Source organism: Halocynthiibacter sp. SDUM655004, from assembly GCF_026015885.1.
Classification (GTDB): Bacteria; Pseudomonadota; Alphaproteobacteria; order Rhodobacterales; family Rhodobacteraceae; genus Falsihalocynthiibacter; species Falsihalocynthiibacter halioticoli.
Genome location: NZ_JAPDUG010000001.1, coordinates 123,499 through 142,737 on the forward strand (window position 1 = coordinate 123,499; position 19,239 = coordinate 142,737).

Annotated in this window: 17 protein-coding genes; 14 read left to right on the top strand and 3 right to left on the bottom strand. The window is 53.3% G+C overall.

The window, feature by feature from the left end; all coding sequences use genetic code 11:
* Positions 1 to 70: 70 nt before the first annotated feature.
* On the top strand, positions 71 to 1,291 hold the full coding sequence (gene rlmN, locus N9C89_RS00575; protein WP_263951864.1) for a 23S rRNA (adenine(2503)-C(2))-methyltransferase RlmN: 1,221 nt from the start codon (positions 71 to 73) through the stop codon (positions 1,289 to 1,291).
* A gap of 12 nt (positions 1,292 to 1,303) precedes the next feature.
* Here rlmN and N9C89_RS00580 read toward each other — a convergent pair whose 3' ends face one another.
* On the bottom strand, positions 1,304 to 2,149 hold the full coding sequence (locus tag N9C89_RS00580; RefSeq protein WP_263951865.1) for a TIGR00730 family Rossman fold protein: 846 nt from the start codon (positions 2,147 to 2,149) through the stop codon (positions 1,304 to 1,306).
* 89 nt (positions 2,150 to 2,238) lie between these two features.
* On the opposite strand from N9C89_RS00580, the gene dapD reads away from it, so the two are divergent.
* From dapD to N9C89_RS00620, 8 genes are all read left to right on the top strand, one after another.
* Entirely contained in the window at positions 2,239 to 3,066 is an 828-nt protein-coding gene (gene dapD / locus N9C89_RS00585; protein ID WP_263951866.1) for a 2,3,4,5-tetrahydropyridine-2,6-dicarboxylate N-succinyltransferase, read from the top strand.
* A 46-nt stretch (positions 3,067 to 3,112) separates the two neighbouring features.
* Positions 3,113 to 3,454 carry a hypothetical protein gene (locus N9C89_RS00590; RefSeq protein WP_263951867.1) on the top strand — a complete coding sequence of 114 codons (342 nt, stop codon included), beginning with the start codon at positions 3,113 to 3,115 and terminating at the stop codon, positions 3,452 to 3,454.
* Positions 3,455 to 3,546: 92 nt separating this feature from the next.
* On the top strand, positions 3,547 to 4,692 hold the full coding sequence (dapE, locus tag N9C89_RS00595; protein ID WP_263951868.1) for a succinyl-diaminopimelate desuccinylase: 1,146 nt from the start codon (positions 3,547 to 3,549) through the stop codon (positions 4,690 to 4,692).
* Positions 4,689 to 5,111: a GNAT family N-acetyltransferase gene (locus N9C89_RS00600; RefSeq protein ID WP_263951869.1), complete on the top strand. Its 423-nt coding sequence runs from the start codon at positions 4,689 to 4,691 to the stop codon at positions 5,109 to 5,111. Before dapE ends, N9C89_RS00600 begins: the two co-directional genes overlap by 4 nt.
* Complete coding sequence (locus N9C89_RS00605; protein ID WP_263951870.1) at positions 5,108 to 5,725, top strand: TIGR04282 family arsenosugar biosynthesis glycosyltransferase; 618 nt, start codon at positions 5,108 to 5,110, stop codon at positions 5,723 to 5,725. Before N9C89_RS00600 ends, N9C89_RS00605 begins: the two co-directional genes overlap by 4 nt.
* 9 nt (positions 5,726 to 5,734) lie before the next feature.
* Positions 5,735 to 7,996, top strand: a complete 2,262-nt coding sequence (rnr, locus tag N9C89_RS00610) for a ribonuclease R (RefSeq protein ID WP_263951871.1) — start codon at positions 5,735 to 5,737, stop codon at positions 7,994 to 7,996.
* 101 nt (positions 7,997 to 8,097) lie between these two features.
* Positions 8,098 to 9,351 (top strand): lytic murein transglycosylase, encoded by a 1,254-nt coding sequence (locus tag N9C89_RS00615; protein WP_394358462.1) that lies wholly within the window; start codon positions 8,098 to 8,100, stop codon positions 9,349 to 9,351.
* A gap of 3 nt (positions 9,352 to 9,354) precedes the next feature.
* Entirely contained in the window at positions 9,355 to 10,020 is a 666-nt protein-coding gene (locus N9C89_RS00620; protein WP_263951873.1) for a DNA-3-methyladenine glycosylase I, read from the top strand.
* Here N9C89_RS00620 and N9C89_RS00625 read toward each other — a convergent pair.
* The gene (locus tag N9C89_RS00625; RefSeq protein ID WP_263951874.1) at positions 10,017 to 11,063 is read right to left on the bottom strand and encodes a LacI family DNA-binding transcriptional regulator; all 1,047 of its coding nucleotides are present in this window, start codon (positions 11,061 to 11,063) and stop codon (positions 10,017 to 10,019) included. The two genes, N9C89_RS00620 and N9C89_RS00625, sit on opposite strands and share 4 nt — an antisense overlap.
* 258 nt (positions 11,064 to 11,321) lie before the next feature.
* Here N9C89_RS00625 and N9C89_RS00630 point away from each other — a divergent pair, with 258 nt between their 5' ends.
* Entirely contained in the window at positions 11,322 to 12,416 is a 1,095-nt protein-coding gene (locus N9C89_RS00630) for a glycoside hydrolase family 3 N-terminal domain-containing protein (protein ID WP_263951875.1), read from the top strand.
* 315 nt (positions 12,417 to 12,731) lie between these two features.
* On the opposite strand, the gene N9C89_RS00635 is transcribed toward N9C89_RS00630, so the two are convergent.
* Positions 12,732 to 13,187: an NYN domain-containing protein gene (locus N9C89_RS00635; RefSeq protein WP_263951876.1), complete on the bottom strand. Its 456-nt coding sequence runs from the start codon at positions 13,185 to 13,187 to the stop codon at positions 12,732 to 12,734.
* Positions 13,188 to 13,926: 739 nt separating this feature from the next.
* Between N9C89_RS00635 and N9C89_RS00640 the strand changes: the two genes are divergently transcribed.
* From N9C89_RS00640 to N9C89_RS00655, 4 genes are read left to right on the top strand one after another with little or no spacing between them, the layout of a single operon-like run.
* Positions 13,927 to 15,504: an ABC transporter substrate-binding protein gene (locus N9C89_RS00640; RefSeq protein WP_263951877.1), complete on the top strand. Its 1,578-nt coding sequence runs from the start codon at positions 13,927 to 13,929 to the stop codon at positions 15,502 to 15,504.
* 24 nt (positions 15,505 to 15,528) lie between these two features.
* Entirely contained in the window at positions 15,529 to 16,503 is a 975-nt protein-coding gene (locus tag N9C89_RS00645) for an ABC transporter permease (RefSeq protein ID WP_263951878.1), read from the top strand.
* Entirely contained in the window at positions 16,503 to 17,408 is a 906-nt protein-coding gene (locus N9C89_RS00650) for an ABC transporter permease (protein ID WP_263951879.1), read from the top strand. Before N9C89_RS00645 ends, N9C89_RS00650 begins: the two co-directional genes overlap by 1 nt.
* Complete coding sequence (locus N9C89_RS00655) at positions 17,408 to 19,099, top strand: dipeptide ABC transporter ATP-binding protein (protein WP_263951880.1); 1,692 nt, start codon at positions 17,408 to 17,410, stop codon at positions 19,097 to 19,099. The genes N9C89_RS00650 and N9C89_RS00655 overlap by 1 nt, the downstream gene beginning before the upstream one ends.
* Positions 19,100 to 19,239 lie beyond the last annotated feature (140 nt).

Consider the following 19,239-nt stretch of genomic DNA (forward strand, 5'->3'; position numbering starts at 1 on the left):
CCGAAAGGCGTGATTTGGCTTTTGCGAAAATCCCCTGTATGACGCGCGCTTGAGTTTTCGGAGACCTGCCATGACTGATTCCAGCCCCAAGGGTGACGCCCCCAAATCCGCGCCAACTGCGCCGGTCACACAAGACGTGCGCACGTTTCCTCGCAAAGTTGAAGCGACCGACAAGATCAACCTTGTTGGGCTGACGCGCCCAGCGTTGCGCGAGGCGTTGATCGAGATTGGCACCAAAGAAAAGCAAGCCAAAATGCGCGCTGGGCAGATTTGGCAGTGGATTTACCAGAAAGGCGTGCGCGATTTTGATCTGATGAGCAATCTGGCCAAGGATTACCGCGCGCTCTTGGCGGAGAAATGCGAGATACGTGTTCCCGAGGTCGTGACCAAGCAGGTTTCCGAGGATGGAACGCGTAAATACTTGGTTCGGATTGCGGGCGGCCATGAGGTCGAGATCGTTTATATTCCAGAAACAGATCGCGGGACGCTCTGTGTCAGCTCACAGGTTGGTTGCACGCTGACATGTACGTTCTGCCATACGGGTACGCAGAAGCTTGTACGGAACCTGACTGCCGCCGAAATCATCGGTCAAGTTATGGTTGCGCGGGATGATTTGGGCGAATGGCCCAAGCTCGGAGAAGCCAATCCGCCCAAGGTTAGGCTCTTGTCGAACATCGTTTTGATGGGCATGGGCGAGCCGCTCTATAATTTCGAGAACGTCCGTGACGCGATGAATATTGCGATGGACCCAGAGGGCATCTCACTATCGCGCCGTCGGATCACCCTTTCTACAAGCGGCGTTGTCCCCGAGATTTGGCGCACCGCAGAGGAAATCGGATGCCAGCTTGCGGTGTCGTTCCACGCCACCACCGACGAGGTGCGCGATGTCTTGGTTCCGATCAACAAACGCTGGAACATCGAAGCGCTGTTGGAGGCTTTGCGGGCGTATCCAAAAGTGAGCAACAGCGAGCGGATCACTTTTGAATATGTGATGCTCAAGGATGTGAACGACAGCGACGAGGATGCACACAGGCTGATGAAGCTGATCGAAGGCATCCCGGCCAAGATCAACCTTATTCCGTTCAACGAATGGCCGGGTGCACCTTATCAGCGGAGCAGCAATAACCGAATTCATGCCTTTGCGGATATCGTGCACAATGCGGGCTATTCCTCGCCGATCCGCCGTCCGCGGGGCGAGGATATTATGGCCGCATGCGGACAGCTCAAATCCGAAACGGAGCGTGCCCGTAAAAGCAAGAAGCAGATCGAAAAAGAAGCGGGATTAGGCTGAATTAGAGCCTAACTATCGTCCCGGGACTTCTTTTCTCGGGGGCTGGATGTCCCAGTTTTCGATCACTTCAACAGCTTCAGCCGCAGTATCGACAAAGCGGAAGAGATCAAGATCGTCAGCAGAGATCGTTCCGGCTTCTGCCAGAGCTTCCCAGTTGATGATTTTTTCCCAGAATTCCTTGCCAAAGAGCAGAAACGGAACCGGCTCCATCCGGCCTGTTTGAATGAGGGTAAGCGCTTCGAATGTCTCGTCCAGCGTGCCAAACCCGCCTGGAAACACTGTGATGGCTTTGGCGCGCATCAGGAAGTGCATCTTGCGAATGGCGAAATAGTGGAAGTTAAAACAAAGCTCCGGTGTTACATATTCGTTCGGGGCTTGCTCAAAGGGCAGCACGATATTGAGGCCCACAGAGACACCGCCCGCGTCAACCGCGCCGCGACTACCGGCTTCCATGACGCCAGGACCGCCGCCAGTTACAATCACGTTGTCTTTGTTTCCTGTTTCCATTGACTTCAAAGTCATCAAACGGGCAAATTCCCGCGCTTCCTCGTAATAGCAGGACAGATCCGCGAGCGTTTGCGTGCGCGCCGTGTCTTTTTTCGCGGGCTCCGGAATGCGCGCGCCGCCAAACATAACGACGGTTGAATTGATACCGTGCTCGTCCAGGCCCATCTCCGGCTTGAGCAATTCAAGCTGAAGTCGCACAGGGCGCAACTCTTCGCGGCACATGAAATCGCTGTCATCAAAGGCCAGTCGATAGGCAGGAGAGCGTGTTTGCGGCGTATCTGGCGTATGGTGTGATTGCTCGCGGTCTTGGTGGCTGTCTCGGAAAGGGTGGCGGCGGCTGTCGTCGTTCATCGGGTGTTTCCTCTAACCTGCATTGCGTGCTTACCCTTAGCGGTCTATATGCTTCAACGAACTGACGCCATAGAGGATTAGGGTTACGCATGTCTAACGCACAACTGGAAACCGCAATCGAAGCAGCATGGGACGCGCGCGACACGATCACGCCCGACACCAAAGGCGAACAACGTGACGCGATCGAAGCGACACTTGCCGCACTTGATGGTGGTACGCTGCGCGTGGCCGAGCCGCGCGACAATGGCGAATGGCACGTAAACCAATGGGCCAAGAAAGCTGTGCTGCTTGGATTCCGCATTAAAGATATGGAACCACAAAGTGGCGGCCCGCAAGGTTCCGGCTGGTGGGATAAAGTCGACAGCAAGTTCCTTGGTTGGGGCGAGAACGAATGGAAATCTGCGGGCTTCCGCGCTGTTCCAAACTGCGTTGTTCGTAAATCCGCCTATATCGCACCTGGCGTTGTCCTGATGCCATCCTTCGTGAACCTCGGCGCTTATGTGGATGAAGGCTCCATGGTTGATACATGGGCAACAGTCGGATCCTGCGCGCAGATCGGCAAAAACGTACACCTCTCTGGTGGTGTAGGAATCGGGGGCGTTCTTGAGCCAATGCAAGCTGGTCCGACCATCATCGAGGACAACTGCTTTATCGGTGCGCGCTCTGAAGTTGTTGAGGGCTGCATCGTTCGCGAAGGCTCTGTTCTTGGCATGGGTGTGTTTATCGGCAAGTCGACCAAGATCGTTGATCGTGAAACCGGCGAAGTGATGTATGGCGAAGTTCCCCCATATTCGGTTGTCGTAGCAGGCTCTATGCCAAGCAAAAACGGCGTAAACCTCTATTGCGCCGTGATCGTTAAACGCGTCGATGCAAAGACACGTAGCAAGACAGGCATCAACGAGTTGCTTCGCGACTAACGCGGCATTCATTGACCATGCGCCCCTGCCTTGCTAAGCGGGGCGCATGACAGCAAAAAACGCTAAATCAAAGAAATCCTCACGCCAGAAAGTCTTTACGCTTCTGGTTGAAGTCGGCCGCAGCGAGAATGACGGCTTACCTGAAAAGGCAACGGGCGCGGCGCTGATGGTCTACGCAAGCGGTGTGGATGAGGCCGAGGCCGTTCGCGAAACGGTTGCGATCCTGAAGCAAGCTGAAATGGCTCCGCTTGATGTCTCTGGCTATGGCACTCTTGAGGAGCGCCTCAAAGAGGGGCACGACATCTCTCAGGAAGAGCGTGATCTTATGGCGCGCGCCAAAGAAGAAAACAGCGTTATCGTCGTGCAGTCGACTCCCTTTTTCGACTGAATTAGACACTGTTTTGGGCAATTCGTCGCCCGATTTTACAGTATATGCACAACGCCTGAGCGGGCATCAAACCGCAAAGACAGGAACCAGACATGACCAACACAGACCCTGTAAGCCTAACCGCAGATTTGATCCGTTGCCCCTCGGTGACGCCAGAAGAAGGCGGCGCGCTTGTCTTGCTTGAGAAACTTCTGTCAGACGCTGGTTTCGAATGCACGCGTGTGGATCGTGGTGGCGTAAGCAATCTGTTTGCGCGCTGGGGGCATCGCGGCGCAAACAAGACGTTCGGGTTTAACGGGCACACCGATGTTGTCCCTGTTGGGGATCTCGCGGCATGGACAGTTGATCCCTTCGGTGCCGAGGTGAAAGACGGCTGGCTTTATGGTCGTGGCGCGACGGATATGAAATCCGGCGTTGCGGCTTTTGTTTCTGCGGCCATTGACCTTGTCACAAATACGCCACCGGATGGCGCCATTATCATTGCCATAACAGGCGACGAAGAAGGCGACGCCATCGATGGTACGACTGCGCTTCTGGACTACATGGCCGAGGAGGGCGAAAAAATGTCGGTTTGCCTTGTCGGAGAGCCAACATCGCCGAATGTGCTTGGTGATATGATGAAGATCGGACGACGCGGTAGCTTGACTGCGTATTTCACAATCAATGGTGTGCAAGGACACTCGGCCTATCCACATCGTGCCAAGAACCCTGTGCCTGCAATGGCGCGGCTCATGGATCGGTTGGCGAGCCATACACTCGATGAAGGCACAGACCATTTCGATGCCTCAACCCTCGCGATCACAACTATTGATACCGGAAATACCGCGACAAACGTTATCCCTGCGGCGTGCAAAGGCACTGTAAATATTCGGTTCAATGATACGCACAGCGGCGCAAGCCTTGACGAATGGCTTCGTAGTGAAGCCGATAAAGTGGCGCAGGAGTTTGGCGTTGATATCGAAGTTAAGGTCACTGTTTCGGGCGAAAGCTTTGTAACTCCACCCGGAGAGCTTTCGGCTATGGTTGCCAAAGCGGTGACGGAAGAAACGGGCGTAACCCCCGAACTTTCGACATCCGGCGGTACTTCAGATGCGCGGTTCGTAAAAGACCACTGTCCTGTTGTGGAGTTTGGCCTTGTTGGAAAAACCATGCATCAGGTGGACGAATGCGTTGAGATCGACCAGATCAACCGGCTTAAGTCTATCTACGCCCGCGTTCTGAACGACTATTTTGCATGACGGTTCATATCGAACAAACAGACGATTTCGAGGCCTGCCTTGCGCTTAGGATCGAAGTGTTTGTTCGTGAACAAGGTATACCCTTTGATGAAGAGATCGATGATCTAGATGCAGAAGCTCTCCATCTGATTGCCGTTGATGATGGAAAACCAGTTGGAACGGCGCGTTTGATTGTCGACGGAAAGACGGGGAAAATCGGGCGTGTATGCGTTGCGAAAAGCCATCGGGGCACGGGCTTGGGCGCTGCTTTGATCAAGGCAGGGCTTGCGCGGTTTGAAGCCGATTCAGGCCTGAATAGAGCCTATCTTTCGGCGCAAGTTTCCGCGATTGGATTCTATGAGCGGCTCGGGTTCAAAGCCTACGGAGAGCCTTACGACGACGCTGGCATTCCGCACCGTGATATGGAGCGGCCTTTGTGAAACCAACGCTCGTGATCATGCTCAAAGAACCACGGCCCGGACGGGTGAAAACGCGGTTGGGCAGAGGTATCGGCATGGTTGGGGCCGCGTGGTGGTTTAGGCATCAGGTCTCATCGCTGTTACGTGAGTTGGCTGATCCGCATTGGCAAATTTTGCTTGCTGTCTCTCCAGATGTTGATGGAGCCAAGAGCCGTGTTTGGCCTGCGCGCTTTCAGCGTATTCAGCAAGGGCGCGGCGACCTCGGTGATCGGATGGGGCGGCTTTTTCGTGGCTTACCAGCAGGTCCAGTTGTGATTATCGGTGCGGACATTCCAAACATCAAAAAGTCCAATATTAGAGCCGCTTTTAGGGCGCTCGGACGGAATCAAGCCGTTATCGGACCGGCGCCAGACGGGGGCTATTGGCTCATCGGATTGAAGCGCGTTGCGCGCCCACCGGCCACTCTGTTCGAAGGTGTGCGTTGGTCAAGTGAGCACGCCCTTGCAGATACGTTAAAGTCGCTTGGCACTTATTCGGTTGCGATGATTGAAACCAAACAGGATGTTGATAGCGTGGACGATCTCCGCGCCCTTCGAAGCAACTCCATGCGTGACGTGCCCAATTCCCCGTGCTAGTGCAGGCGGATGGTACATATCCCTTCTAAAGACGAGATCTTACAGTGGATCTCGGACAATCCGACGAAAACGAGCAAACGAGACATTGCCAAGGCATTTGGCATCAAAGGTGCTGCGCGGATTGATCTGAAGCGCGCGCTCAAGGAACTCGAGAGCGAAGGCCACCTACAGAAGCGCAAGCGCAGCTATACCGACCCTGAAGAGCTACCACCCGTGAGCGTTCTGGAGGTCATTGGGCCAGACGCCGATGGTGATCTGACCGCGCGACCCCTTGAATGGCAAGGAACCGGTGAGGAGCCCAGAGTTGTGGTCGTTCCAAAGTCTGGCGATCCGGCCCTTGGTAAAGGAAACCGCATCCTCGCGCGCTTGAAAAAGGTAGGCGGCGATGAGTTTGATTATGAAGCGCGCCTCATACGTAAAATCGGCTCTAACCCGCTTCGAATTCTCGCAATATTCCGCGAAAGCCACGAAGGTGGTCGCCTTGTTCCGATTGATAAAGGGGCGGATAAGGAATGGCTCGTACCTGAAGGTGCGACCGATGATGCACGCGATGGCGAGCTTGTCGAAGCGCAGCAAACAGGCCCAAAAGGACGCATGGGGCTTCCGCGCGCCAAGGTCGTTGCTCGCCTAGGAGACCCTACCGAACCGCGCGCTGTTTCTCTTATCGCCATTCACCAGCATGGGATTCCCGATCATTTTCCTGACGCTGTAATCGCGGAAGTCGATAAGGCAAAGCCGGCGCCGTTGGGTGATCGGCTCGATCTGCGGGACATGCCTCTCGTGACAATCGATCCTGTCGACGCGCGCGATCATGATGATGCCTGTTTCGCCCAAATAGACACTAATCCTGCCAATAAGGGCGGCTTTATCGTTTGGGTCGCTATTGCGGATGTTGCGCATTACGTCACGCCTGGGTCGGCGCTTGACCGCGAGGCGCGCAAGCGAGGCAACTCCAGCTATTTCCCTGATCGCGTTGTGCCGATGTTGCCAGATCGGCTTTCCGGCGATCTGTGCTCGCTACACGAAGGCGTTGAGCGCCCCTGCGTTGCGGTAAAAATGGTCATCGACAAAGATGGGACTAAGATTTCTCACGAATTCCATCGCGCGATGATGAAGTCTGCGGCCTCGCTTGCATATGCCGAGGTTCAGGACGCGATGGATGGCCGCGCAAATGAAAAATGCGAGCCGCTGTTAGAGGATGTCATCAAGCCACTTTACGGTGCATATGCGGCTCTAACACGGGCCAGAGAGGCGCGGCAGCCGCTAGAATTAGACCTCCCAGAGCGCAAAATCGAGCTTGGCGAAGATGGAAAAGTTGCGTCGATTGCGTTTCGCGAGCGGCTTGACGCGCACAAAATGATCGAAGAGTTCATGGTGCTTGCCAATGTCGCAGCAGCGGAAACTCTTCTGAAAAAGAAAACGCCTCTGCTCTATCGCGTTCACGAAGAACCAAGCACAGAGAAGCTAGAAGCTTTGCGAGAGACAGCTGTTTCGTCAGGATTGGTTTTGGCAAAAGGGCAGGTGCTCCAGACGCGGCACTTGAATCAATTGCTGGCACAGGCCGCAGGCACGGATCAGGACGAGTTGATCAATATATCAACGCTCCGCTCCATGACGCAGGCCTATTACAGCCCAGAGAACTTTGCTCATTTCGGCCTCGCGCTTCGAAACTACGCGCATTTCACATCGCCCATCCGGCGTTACGCTGACTTGATCGTGCATCGCGGTTTGATCACCGCGCATGGGTGGGGCGATGATGGTCTGAGCGAACAGGATATTGAGGCACTCGAGGAAACAGCACAGCAGATTTCTGATACCGAACGTCGTTCTATGGTTGCGGAGCGTGACACGACTGATCGCTATTTGGCGTCTTATCTCTCAGAGCGATTGGGGAATGAGTTCAGTGGCCGCGTTGCCGGAATTGCGCGGTTTGGCGTGTTTGTGAAGTTGGATGAAACTGGCGCTGACGGGTTGGTTCCAATTGGAACAATCGGGCGCGAGTTCTTCGTGCATGACGAAGAAACCAACACACTTCGTGGCGAGAAAACAGGTCTCACGATTGGGCTTGGGCAACGCGCGCTTGTGCGTCTTGCAGAGGCAACTCCGGTCACAGGAGGCATCACATTGGACCTTTTGGAGTTGGATGGGAAAGCGCTTCCCAAGAGCTCCAATTCGCGTGGCGGAAAGACGCATCGAGGCCGAAAAGTGGGTCAAACACGGGCGAAAAAGGCAAAATTGAAGCGCAAGGTAAAGCGGAAGCGTGGGAACTAGGTATCGGCAAAAATCGGCGTAGCTTTGCTAAAACAAGGCTGGACAATTTACAGAGTTGAAAAACGCGATACTCTGAAGGGAGAGCAGCAAATGATAAAACCATGCAATTACTTCGAACGATACTCATTGCCCTTTCCCTTTGTATCCCGGCATTTGCATATGCCGCGGGTGAAAAGACCCGCCCAATGGCACGTCCTGATGTGACAGGAGATATGCACATGAGCGCGGCACAAGGTGAGCAGGGATTTGAGGCGTGGATTCACCAATTTCGGGCGCGTGCGCGCGGCCAAGGAATTTCGGATGCGACCCTAAACAGTGCTTTTGGCAGCATTTCCTATGATGCGGATATTGTGAAGAAAGATCGCAACCAGTCTGAGTTTACTAAACAGATTTGGGAATATCTTGATAGCGCGACCTCTGATGCGCGTGTCTCGAACGGTAAGAAAGCGTTGAGCAAACACATTGAGTTGTTGCAGCAGATCGAAGCGACCTACGGTGTTGAAAAAGAGATCGTTGCCGCTGTTTGGGGGCTTGAAAGTGCCTATGGTGCGTTTCGTGGTGATGTCCCGATTATAGAGGCACTCGCAACATTGGCCTATGACGGGCGACGCGGGCGGTTTTTTGAAAGTCAGCTGATCGCGGCACTTAAGATTTTGCAAGCAGGGGATGTTTCCCCAAGCAAAATGAAGGGAAGCTGGGCCGGAGCTATGGGTCACACCCAATTTATGCCCACGTCCTATTTGAGCTATGCCGTTGATTTCACGGGTGATGGAAAGCGCGACATTTGGGACGATAATCCTGCCGATGCGCTGGCTTCAACGGCGGCTTATCTGCGGGAGTTCGGATGGAAGACAGGCCAGCCTTGGGGTGTTGAAGTTCGCCTTCCAAAAGGGTTCGACTATCGGCAGACAAGCGAACGTGTAAAGAAACCAGTGCCGGCATGGACCGAAATGGGCGTGCGCGATGTAAGCGGCAAGTCGGTGCCGAACTATGGCCGCGCGTCAATCTTGCTGCCCGCTGGTGCGCAGGGAGCGGCGTTCATGATCTTTGACAACTTCCATGTGATAGAGCGATACAACACGGCGGATGCCTATGTGATTGGTGTGGGCCATTTGGCAGATCGAATTGCTGGTGGCCCGCCGATTAAGGCGACCTGGCCGCGTGCTGACCGTCCGTTACATTTTAAGGAAAAGATTGAGATGCAACAGCTTTTGGCCAAAGCTGGTTTCGATCCACAAGGTACGGATGGCATTATTGGGCCGAATACGATTGCGGCGATTAAAGCGTTTCAAGAGGATGTAGGTATGGTGCCCGATGGGTACGCCAGTGTTAACGTTCTGAAGAAGCTTCGATAACCAATGCGTAGCTTCGATGAGATCTACGAGATTTCGGCAAGCCGCAAGGGCGGCGTCGATGCACTTGAAGAGCTGTTAAGTAAGCCTTTGCCTCAGAGCGAGCTGTTGGAAATTCCGGATGACAGATGGTTGTCGCGGTTTAGCCAGCATGTGTTTTCTGCTGGTTTTAACTGGAAGGTGATTGAAACAAAGTGGCCGGGGTTTGAAGAAGCTTTTCACGGGTTTGATCTTGGGCGCTGTGCATTCATGGATGACGAGATGTTTGACTCCCTCATCCAAGATACGCGGATCGTGCGGCACGGGGCAAAGATCCTGTCGGTTCGAGACAATGCGGCGTTTCTGCTTGAGTTGCGTGATGAACATGGCTCTGTTGCCCAAGCATTGGCAGGATGGCCCAAGGATGACTATGTCGGGCTGCTAAAAATGCTTAAGAAGCGCGGCACACGTCTTGGCGGGAATACTGGGGCGTATGCGTTGCGGTTTATGGGCGTTGACGGGTTTATTTTCTCGCGCGATGTGGTGGGAAGGCTGGTTGCTGAAGGGGTTATCGACAAGGCACCGACGTCGCAAAAGGCATTGGCGCAAGCACAAAATGCCTTCAACACTTGGGCCGAACAATCAGGCCGCAGTTTAACGGAAATCAGTCGAGTGCTGGCGTTTAGCCTTTAATCTCTACGCTTTTTGCGCTTCAGAGTATCGCCGAGCTTCAGCTTTGGCGTAAGTTCAACGCGATCCTCCGGGCTAGGGTCTTCCCCCTGCGCGCGGCGCGCAATGATTTGCGCGGCAAGCTTGCCGATCTCGCGGCGTTCCGACCCCATAGAGGCAAGTTTGCGCGGCAACCCGTCTAAGAGTTCGACACCATTGAAGCCCGCAAGTCCGATGTGTTTCGGAACCTTGATACCTTTTTCCAGACAATAAAGAAGCCCGCCTGCGCCAATCATGTCATTGGAATAATAGAGGAAATCTAGGTCTGGTGTGCGCTCAAGCATCGCCTCTGTCATTTCGCGCCCTTTAAGGAGCGCAGAGCCGCCAGAGTAAAATTCCTGATCGGCCACCTCAAGCCCAGCTTTCGCCAAGGCTTCGGTAAACCCCTCAAACCGTTTGCGCGCACGGTGATCGAGCGGCATCTTTGTGCCCATGAATCCGATGCGTTTGTAGCCAGCCTTGATAATCGCTTGCGCCATCTTGCGACCGGCGCGGCGATGCGAAATGCCGACCATTGCATCTATGGGTTCGCCATCGACATCCATAATCTCAACGATAGGAATGCCTGCGTTCTCCATCATTGCGCGTGAAGCGTCGGAGTGCTCCAAACCTGCAATGATTACGCCGGAAGGCCGCCACGAGAGCATTTCAAAGAGAACTTCTTCTTCCTTTTCCGGCAGGTAATTCGTGACGCCAACAACAGGCTGAAGTGGCGTGTCATCAAGCACGTCTGAAATGCCCGTTAAAACTTCGGGGAATACCATGTTTGAAAGCGACGGGATGATAACCGCCACCAGATTAACCCGCTGGCTGGCCAAGGCGCCCGCGATCTTGTTGGGGACATATCCAAGTCGCTTTGCCGCCTCCTGAACCTTGACCCGCGTCTCCGCCGAGACATCGCCACGATTTCGCAGCACGCGGGATACCGTCATTTCGCTCACACCCGATGCTTCAGAGACATCGCGGAGGGTGAGGGGACGCTTAGTTGCAGGGGAGGACTGGCTCAATGTAACCACCATATGAAATTTTGATTTCTTTATTGATAGCGCGAAAATCTCTCTTGTCCAATGACGGATGCTGGAGTATGTTATCGCTAACAGTAAAGTCCGGCGCGTCCTGCAAGCTCTCTATCTCTTGGCGCAATGGATTGAGGGGGATGTGGTGGGCCAAATTCACTCCCCCTTTACTGTAACCTCCAACGGTATTTCTCTTTGCTCCGGTCTGCGGAACGTGCCACTGTTTTCGCAAGAAAAACGGAGGTAGGCATGGCGGATTTATCGGAAGTCGGGCAGCATTTTCTGATGGGGCTTCGGCCGACAACGTCGTTGCACAAAGATGACAAGCACATGTTGGCCACGCTTAAGCCGCTCGGGATTGTGCTCTTCCGCGATAATTTCCTCCAAGATGCGCCCTACGATGAATGGTTCCCTGCCTACCAGTCATTGCTAAATGAGGTTGCAGCTGCGCTTGGGCGCGATGATTTTGTTGTCAGTATTGACCATGAGGGTGGTCGGGTCTGCCGGCCTCCCGAGCCAGTAACTCAATATGATTACGCTCGAAATTGGGTGGACAAGGCTGAAAATGTAGGCGTTGCCGTTGGGCGCGAGCTGGCGTCTATGGGGATCAACCTGAATTTTGCACCGGTGCTGGATATTGACTCTAATCCGGACAATCCGGTCATTGGCCCTCGCGCGTTTGGCACTACTCCAGAAGATGTTGTTAAGGCTGGTCTGACGTTTGCGCGGGCGATGGAAGGCGAAGGGGTTGTAGCATGTGCGAAACACTACCCTGGCCACGGAGACACAGCGCAGGACTCACATTACGAACTGCCTGTTGTGAATACGCTTGCCGGAGAGCGCAATATCCGCGAGTTGGTGCCGTTCAAGGCCGCAATTGAAGCGGGAATGCAGATGATCATGACCTCGCACGTTATGATTCCGGATATTGATCCAGATTTTCCCGCGACATTATCAAGCCGAATTGTTCGTGAAGAACTTCGTGGTCGGTTTGGCTACGATGGCGTTGTGATTTCAGACGACACAGGCATGCGCGCAATGGACAGCTATTTCAAAGACCCGTCCGTAGCAGCGGATTTCTTTGCGTCAGGGCATGATATTCTAATGATCTGTTCCTATTGGGCAGATACCGACAGAGCGCTTGGCCTTGCGGAGCATCTTATTAAAGCAAAGAAATCAGCGAGCTATGCGCAAGGTATTCTCGCGCCTTCCGAGCAGCGGCTGGCCCGTTTCCGCGAAACTTTGCCAAAGAATACACCAAAGCACATGCCGCCAGAGTTCTGGGCAGCACATAAAGAAGTTGCCCCGCTATTTGCGGGGGAGCGGGCTGTTATCGTTCGGTAATTGACGTGGCGAATGCGTCGCCACCTGTGCTGGTTGGGTGCGCGTAAAGTCACGTCTTTAACATTGATTTAATTGATGAAATATTCGAATCTTCACTTGAAAGGATGTGCATGAGTTCCGCATGAATTCACACTACATTCCCAATACATTACCCAGAAGTTTATCGTTACGCGTTAGTGCTAAGCTTTGCCAAAAACTCGGTCTTTAGACACTCGAGAGTGGACGCGAACGAAGGTATTGCCTCGCTGGCTGTTCAGAGGTCGAAGTTTGCAACGCAGGATTATCCCGCGGTCTGTCAAGTCGCTTCGGTGGCTATTAAATGCGATGTTGAAGCAACCTGATTTCGTCACCCGATATTTTAACGCCCTTGCGCCAAAGGTTGTCCTTCATCACGGACGGATATTTGTGTGCATAATCACGATATCTGTCGTTGGACACAGCAAAGGATATTGGCAAATAATTGAGGCATTCGAGAATGTATTTGTCAGCTTGAACTCCGCTAGGCACGATATAGATTTCGTTTTTCTTGAGCCCGAAGATACTTTCGAGCATCGCCAATGAATGTCGCGTGCCGCTTGAAAAAGCCCCGTGTTTGCCGAGTGTGTAAAAGATATTGGCGTCAAAAAAACAAACGATACGATATCCCTGCGAACGAAGAAGGTCTACGACTTCACCAAGCGGTTGGGCGTCTAGGCCATGTTTGTGCCCAAGATGGTAAATGTTGCTTCCATCAAAAACCGCTGTTTTCTCATCCAGTCGCAATTCGCGCATGAATCCCTGACGATCATTCCGCAGCAGAAAATGTTGCTTGTGTGCGCGAGCGCTGCGATTCAGCAACCACCAGAGCATCGTCAATGTCGCTAAAAGGATCAAAACGGGGGCCATGCCCAGGTCTGTCTCTCCCAAAAACAACCACAAAAGCAGCGCAGATAAGCATGCGAGAAGGCTGAAGTTTGCGAGATTTAGAAGGGTCCGACCGATCCACGACCCAGCAATTGCGCTTGGTTGAGAGTCAAAATTATTTGTGAGCAATTCGCCCAATGTCACGGGTTTCGAGGCCAAAGTGTTTCTCATGTAAATGCTGTTTGAAGAAAGGTACTCAAGCTAATCTAAAATGTCTGTAAAGGTATGAATTGCTTTGACTGTAGTCAAAATAAGTCAATCAAACAACGCCTTGCTATAGCTCGAAACCTTCGTACTGCGGATTCCATTATCCGCCATCTTTCTTCCTGCTCATTGGCAGTCATGGCCCATCGCCGACAATCACCACGGGTTAGCGTGCTGCTCATCAAAGCAGACATTCGCTGCGAGCGCTCGGATTGACGAATTGATTTCACGGGTTCGTTCAGTAGTTGTGAGCGGCTAAAGCGAACCTCTATTTTCGAGATTAACAACGAACCTTCAATGTAATGGTCAAATTCGTTACACTTGGTAAGTTGACCAGAACCGCCTTGACCTCATTGGAATAATGCGCAGTCTCAGCGGGTAACGAATTTCAGGAGAACCGACGATGAGCCATTACCTAAAAAAATCATTTGTGCTCGGAGGAGCGCTCTCATTGGCGGCGCTAAGCGTTCAGGCTGAAAGCTTCAACTGGGCGTCGAAGACAGATCCGCAGACGATGGACCCTCACGCTGTCAACTCTACGCCAGTGTTGTCATTTCTAAACAACATCTATGAAGGTCTTGTACGACGTGCGCCGGATATGTCGATCGAACCGTCGCTCGCGACGTCATGGGAACCGCTGGAGGGCGAGAACGGCTGGCGTTTCAATCTGCGTGAAGGAGTGACATTTCAGGACGGCGCTGCCTTCACCTCCGAAGATGTCATGTTTTCTTATGAACGCGCGTCAAGTGAAGCAGCCGATACTCGGTCATGGTTCTCGCCAGTTACTGATGTGCGCATCGTTGATGACTACACGATTGAATTCCTGACGAATTCCCCAAATCCATTGTTCCCATCGTCTATCGCGAACTTCATGATCCTCGATTCCGATTGGGCAAAGTCGAACGATGCGGTTTTACCTGCCAAGGATTCCGAGAATTTCGCGACCCTGAATGTGAATGGCACCGGCCCCTTCACCGTTGCAAGCCGCGATCCTGGCGTGAAGACCGTTTTGGTACCACACGCAGAATGGTGGGACACGCCCACTCACAACATCACCGAAGCCACGTTTACCCCGATCGGTAACTCCGCTACTGGTCTGGCCGCGCTTTTGTCAGGTGACATTGATTTCATCGAGCCGATCCCGTTGCAAGACGTTGAACAGGTCGAAAGCCGTGATGGGTTCCGTGTTATCGAAGGTGAGGAAACCCGAGTCATCATGTTCGGTTTCGGACATGAACACGACACGCTGCTCTACTCAAACGATGTAACCGACACGAACCCGTTTACTGATCCGCGCGTGCGACTGGCTGCGGCACATGCTATCGATATCGCATCCATCGACCGCGTGCTATTCCGCGGTAAGATCGAAGCGGCTAGCCAGTTGGTGCCAGCAAATATTTCCGGCTACTCCGAGGCCAATCAGGACCGCCCCGCGTATGATCCCGAGCGAGCAAAAGAACTTCTTGCAGAGGCAGGGTATCCCGATGGGTTCAGCTTCGGTTTGAAATGCACAAACGACCGTTACATTAACGACGAAGCCCTGTGCCGTGCGGCAGCTTCGATGTTTGCGGCTGTCGGTCTGGATGCACAATTGTCCACAGGTCCGGTGCGCGACTATTGGGAGCAGCTGCGAGCAGACGATTTCGATATGTACCTCTTGGGCTGGTCCCCAGGCACATTCGATATCGAGCATCCGGTGCGGTTCTTGCTTCATACCCAAGACGACGAGGCCAAATTGGGATCTTGGAATTTCGGTAACTATTCCAACGCCCGCGTTGATGAGCTGTTGCCTTTGATCTTGAAAGAACTCGATCCTGCGGCACGTCAGGACATGATCGATGAGTTGGTCAAGATTACGCAAGACGAAGTTGCATATATCCCGCTATATACGCAGCCGCTGATCTGGGCAGTGAAAGACAATATCGACGTTACTCAACGCGCCGATAACTTCTTTATGCTGCGTTGGGTCACTGTGAACTGATCGAGATAGAAAAGCAGTAAGGCAATGGTGTTTTTCCTGACAAAACGGCTGATACAGTCGGTGTTTGTGATGCTCGCCGTTGCCTTTCTGGCGTTCTCTTTGTTTCGCTATGTGGGTGACCCCGTGTCTCAAATGACGGGGGTCGAAACTTCGGTGGAAGATCGCGAACGCTTGCGTGAAGATCTCGGTCTAAACGACCCATTCGTCTATCAGTTTGTGCGCTTTACTGGCGACTTGTTGAAAGGCGATTTCGGATATTCCTATCGAACGCGTCAACCGGTGGCGGAAATGATCGCATCGCGTATTCCCGCCACATTGGAGCTTGGGCTAGTTGCGCTGATGATCTCGCTGCTGGTTGGCATTCCGGCGGGTGTCTACACTGCTCTGAGGCCGCGCGGGTTTGCCACGCAAACGATATTGATGCTCACACTGGTCGGCGTTTCAATTCCCACCTTTGTCATCGGCATCATGCTGATCTTCTTTTTTGGCGTTCAACTGGGTTGGCTGCCTACGTTCGGGCGCGGCGGCACAGTGAGTGTGGGCGGTTGGGAAACGTCGTTTCTAACGATAGACGGCTGGCGCTCCCTGATTTTGCCAGCGCTGACACTCGGTGTGTATCAGCTTACGTTGACGATGCGACTCGTGAGAGCAGAAATGATGGACGTTATGCAGTCCGATTATATCCGCTTCGCAACGGCGCGCGGTGTGCCGATGGGACGTATGTATTTCCGTCATGCACTGTCAAATACCATGGTGCCTGTCATCACAATCATTGGCCTTCAGTTTGGCGGCGTTATTGCGTTTTCCATTGTCACCGAAAGTGTATTCCAGTGGCCGGGGATGGGTTTGTTATTTCTCGAGTCGATCCGCTTCGTCGATATTCCTGTAATGGGCGTGTATTTGGTCGTGATCGCATTTTTCTTTGTTCTCGTGAACCTGATCGTTGATCTTCTGTATGTGCTGATCGACCCACGTTTACGCATAAGTGATGTGTCCTGATGCTCGACTTTATCAAACGCCATGAAGGCCTTTGGCTTTTCACGCACTCACCGTCGGTGATGATCGCCGCGATTGTTGCGCTGGCCATCCTGATCGGAGCAGTTTTCGCGCCGTGGATTGCGCCGGTAGACCCCTATGACCTTTCATCGTTTTCGCTGATGGATGGATTGCTGCCTCCTGTATGGGAGGAATTCGGAACATCCAAATTCCCGCTCGGCACCGATGATCAGGGGCGAGATATGATTTCCTCCATCCTGTACGGCGCGCGGCTTTCGCTCATCATCGGGGTCTGTGCAATGGCGATCGCGTCGATCTTGGGCGTTGGGCTTGGGTTGGCTGCCGGATACATTGGCGGGCGATTTGATGCTGTTGTCATGCGCATCGCCGACATCCAACTGGCTCTACCCGCGATCCTGACTGCCTTGTTGATCGATGGCATCGCTCGCGGAATCTTGCCCCCAGAGTTACGGCAAGACATGCGCGTCGTTGTTCTGACGCTCGCAATTGCGCTGTCGCTTTGGGTAAACTTTGCGCGGACCGCACGAGCATCGACATTCGTCCAGATGAACAAGGAATACGTGCAGGCAGCAATGATGCAGGGCCAACACCCGTTGCGGATCATGTTTGTGCATATCCTGCCGAATATTCTGGGGCCGTTGCTGGTGATCATGACCGTCGATCTAGCCTCTGCGATCTTGCTTGAGGCGACCTTGTCATTTCTTGGTATTGGTCTGCCTGCCGACAGCCCGTCATTGGGCACATTGATCCGAATTGGGATGCAATTCCTCCTGTCCGGCGAATGGTGGATTTTGTGGATACCTACGCTGTTCCTGATCGCGCTGGTCGTGTCCATCAACGTGCTGGGCGATTTCCTCCGTGACGTCTTCAATCCGAGGCTGCGCTGATGTTGAGGGTTGAGAACCTAACCGTAAAATTCCCGTCTCGCTTTGGTGACTTTACCGCCGTGCAAGATTTGTCGATGACCATCAAGCCGGGTGAAATTCATGGTCTCGTCGGTGAGAGCGGCGCAGGTAAATCCACCGTCGGCGCGGCAATTATCGGGCTGCTGCAAAGCCCGGGCTATATATCGGACGGCACCATGATGCTGGGTGACACCGATTTGCGCGGTCTGGACCAGCAAGAAGCCCACCGTCTGCGCGGCAAGCGTATTTCGATGATCTTTCAAGACCCGCAGACAAGCTTGAATCCTTTAATGCGCATTGAGGACCAACTCGTAGAGACCATCCTCGCGCATGAAGATATTTCCGCCGCTGCAGCCAAGAGCCGCGCAATTGATCTGCTCGAAGAAATGGGAATCAAAGACGCGGCGTCGCGCATGCAATCATATCCGCACCAATTTTCTGGGGGCATGCGCCAACGTGTTGTTATCGCCTTAGCGCTTTGCACAAATCCCGAGTTGATTATTGCCGATGAGCCGACAACCGCCCTTGATGTCGCGGTGCAATCGCAAGTGCTGGATCTAATCCGGCGTCTTGCAGAAGTACGCAAGGTCGGGTTTATGTTGATCACCCATGATATCGGCGTGATTGCGCGAATTGCCGACACAGTAACGGTCATGCGGCACGGCAAAGGAATTGAAAGCGGTCCTACTGCGCAGGTTCTGGGAAATCCGGTTCATACCTATACCAAACAATTGATGGCGGCCGTGCCCCCACTCGATCGGAAGATAGACCGTTTCATGGTGCCGGAGAAAGACGACATTGTGACACCAAGTATGAACAGCGGTGCCCAAGCAGAGGCGTGGTTGCTTAGCGGTACAAAGTCGGACCCGATCGGCCTTTCTCTCTCTGATATCGACGTTACTTTTCCGGGTGTTCGGACATCTATCTTTAGAAAGCCGGATCCGTTTGTCGCGCTAAGCGAAATCAGTTTCGACGTTCGCCCGGGGTCCGTCATGGGAATTGTCGGAGAAAGTGGCTCCGGAAAATCTACGCTGGCGAAAACACTGACCGGACTGGTCAAACCAGCCAATGGCACGATGACACTTGGGAGTGCCGATCTGCCTGGTGGAAAAACAAGAGCACGCAAACATCCATCGCGTCAGCTGATGCAGATGGTTTTCCAAGACCCGTTCTCCTCCCTGAATTCGAGGCACAAGATTGGTGATATCTTGGCCGAACCACTTTGGCTGTATGGTCTGGTCAAGGATCAAAAGGAACGACAGGAATTGTGTGCAGACATGCTCGGCCTTGTCGGCATGCCACCCGAGGCAATCAATAAGTTTCCTCACCAGTTTTCCGGTGGCCAACGTCAACGCATCGCGGTTGCACGGGCTCTTTTGGCGCGGCCGAAAATACTGATCTGTGACGAGCCAACTTCGGCCCTCGACGTATCCATTCAAGCACAGCTTTTGAACCTGCTGAAAGACCTGCAAAAGGCGTTTGGATTAACCGTCATCTTTATCAGCCACAATCTATCGGTCGTGCGCCAGATGTCGGATGATGTTGTGGTTTTGCGCAACGGACGCATTCAAGAAAAAGGACCTTCAGAGCAGGTGTATGAAGACCCTAAAGCGGACTACACAAAGAGATTACTGGAACTGACCCCAACAATGCCAAGTCAATGGATGTCATGATGACCCAAATGACAGGTGAGCAGGCATTGCGTAGTTTGCGGCAAAGGTCTGGTTCACGCCGTTAGCGCGGAATGTCGAACTACATCTCCTTGTCGGAAGAAGCGTTCTGACTTTGAATCAACTGAGCAAGTATTTAATTG

Excerpts from the sequence above, each read along its gene's own strand:
- N9C89_RS00645 (WP_263951878.1), top strand. The coding sequence starts at position 15,529 with ATGGTGTTTTTCCTGACAAAACGGCTGATACAGTCGGTGTTTGTGATG.
- N9C89_RS00615 (WP_394358462.1), top strand. The coding sequence starts at position 8,098 with ATGCAATTACTTCGAACGATACTCATTGCCCTTTCCCTTTGTATCCCG.
- N9C89_RS00580 (WP_263951865.1), bottom strand. The coding sequence starts at position 2,149 with ATGAACGACGACAGCCGCCGCCACCCTTTCCGAGACAGCCACCAAGAC.
- dapD (WP_263951866.1), top strand. The coding sequence starts at position 2,239 with ATGTCTAACGCACAACTGGAAACCGCAATCGAAGCAGCATGGGACGCG.
- N9C89_RS00655 (WP_263951880.1), top strand. The coding sequence starts at position 17,408 with ATGTTGAGGGTTGAGAACCTAACCGTAAAATTCCCGTCTCGCTTTGGT.
- N9C89_RS00640 (WP_263951877.1), top strand. The coding sequence starts at position 13,927 with ATGAGCCATTACCTAAAAAAATCATTTGTGCTCGGAGGAGCGCTCTCA.
- N9C89_RS00600 (WP_263951869.1), top strand. The coding sequence starts at position 4,689 with ATGACGGTTCATATCGAACAAACAGACGATTTCGAGGCCTGCCTTGCG.
- N9C89_RS00635 (WP_263951876.1), bottom strand. The coding sequence starts at position 13,187 with ATGCGCGAATTGCGACTGGATGAGAAAACAGCGGTTTTTGATGGAAGC.
- N9C89_RS00590 (WP_263951867.1), top strand. The coding sequence starts at position 3,113 with ATGACAGCAAAAAACGCTAAATCAAAGAAATCCTCACGCCAGAAAGTC.
- N9C89_RS00650 (WP_263951879.1), top strand. The coding sequence starts at position 16,503 with ATGCTCGACTTTATCAAACGCCATGAAGGCCTTTGGCTTTTCACGCAC.
- rnr (WP_263951871.1), top strand. The coding sequence starts at position 5,735 with ATGGTACATATCCCTTCTAAAGACGAGATCTTACAGTGGATCTCGGAC.
- N9C89_RS00630 (WP_263951875.1), top strand. The coding sequence starts at position 11,322 with ATGGCGGATTTATCGGAAGTCGGGCAGCATTTTCTGATGGGGCTTCGG.
- dapE (WP_263951868.1), top strand. The coding sequence starts at position 3,547 with ATGACCAACACAGACCCTGTAAGCCTAACCGCAGATTTGATCCGTTGC.
- N9C89_RS00620 (WP_263951873.1), top strand. The coding sequence starts at position 9,355 with ATGCGTAGCTTCGATGAGATCTACGAGATTTCGGCAAGCCGCAAGGGC.
- rlmN (WP_263951864.1), top strand. The coding sequence starts at position 71 with ATGACTGATTCCAGCCCCAAGGGTGACGCCCCCAAATCCGCGCCAACT.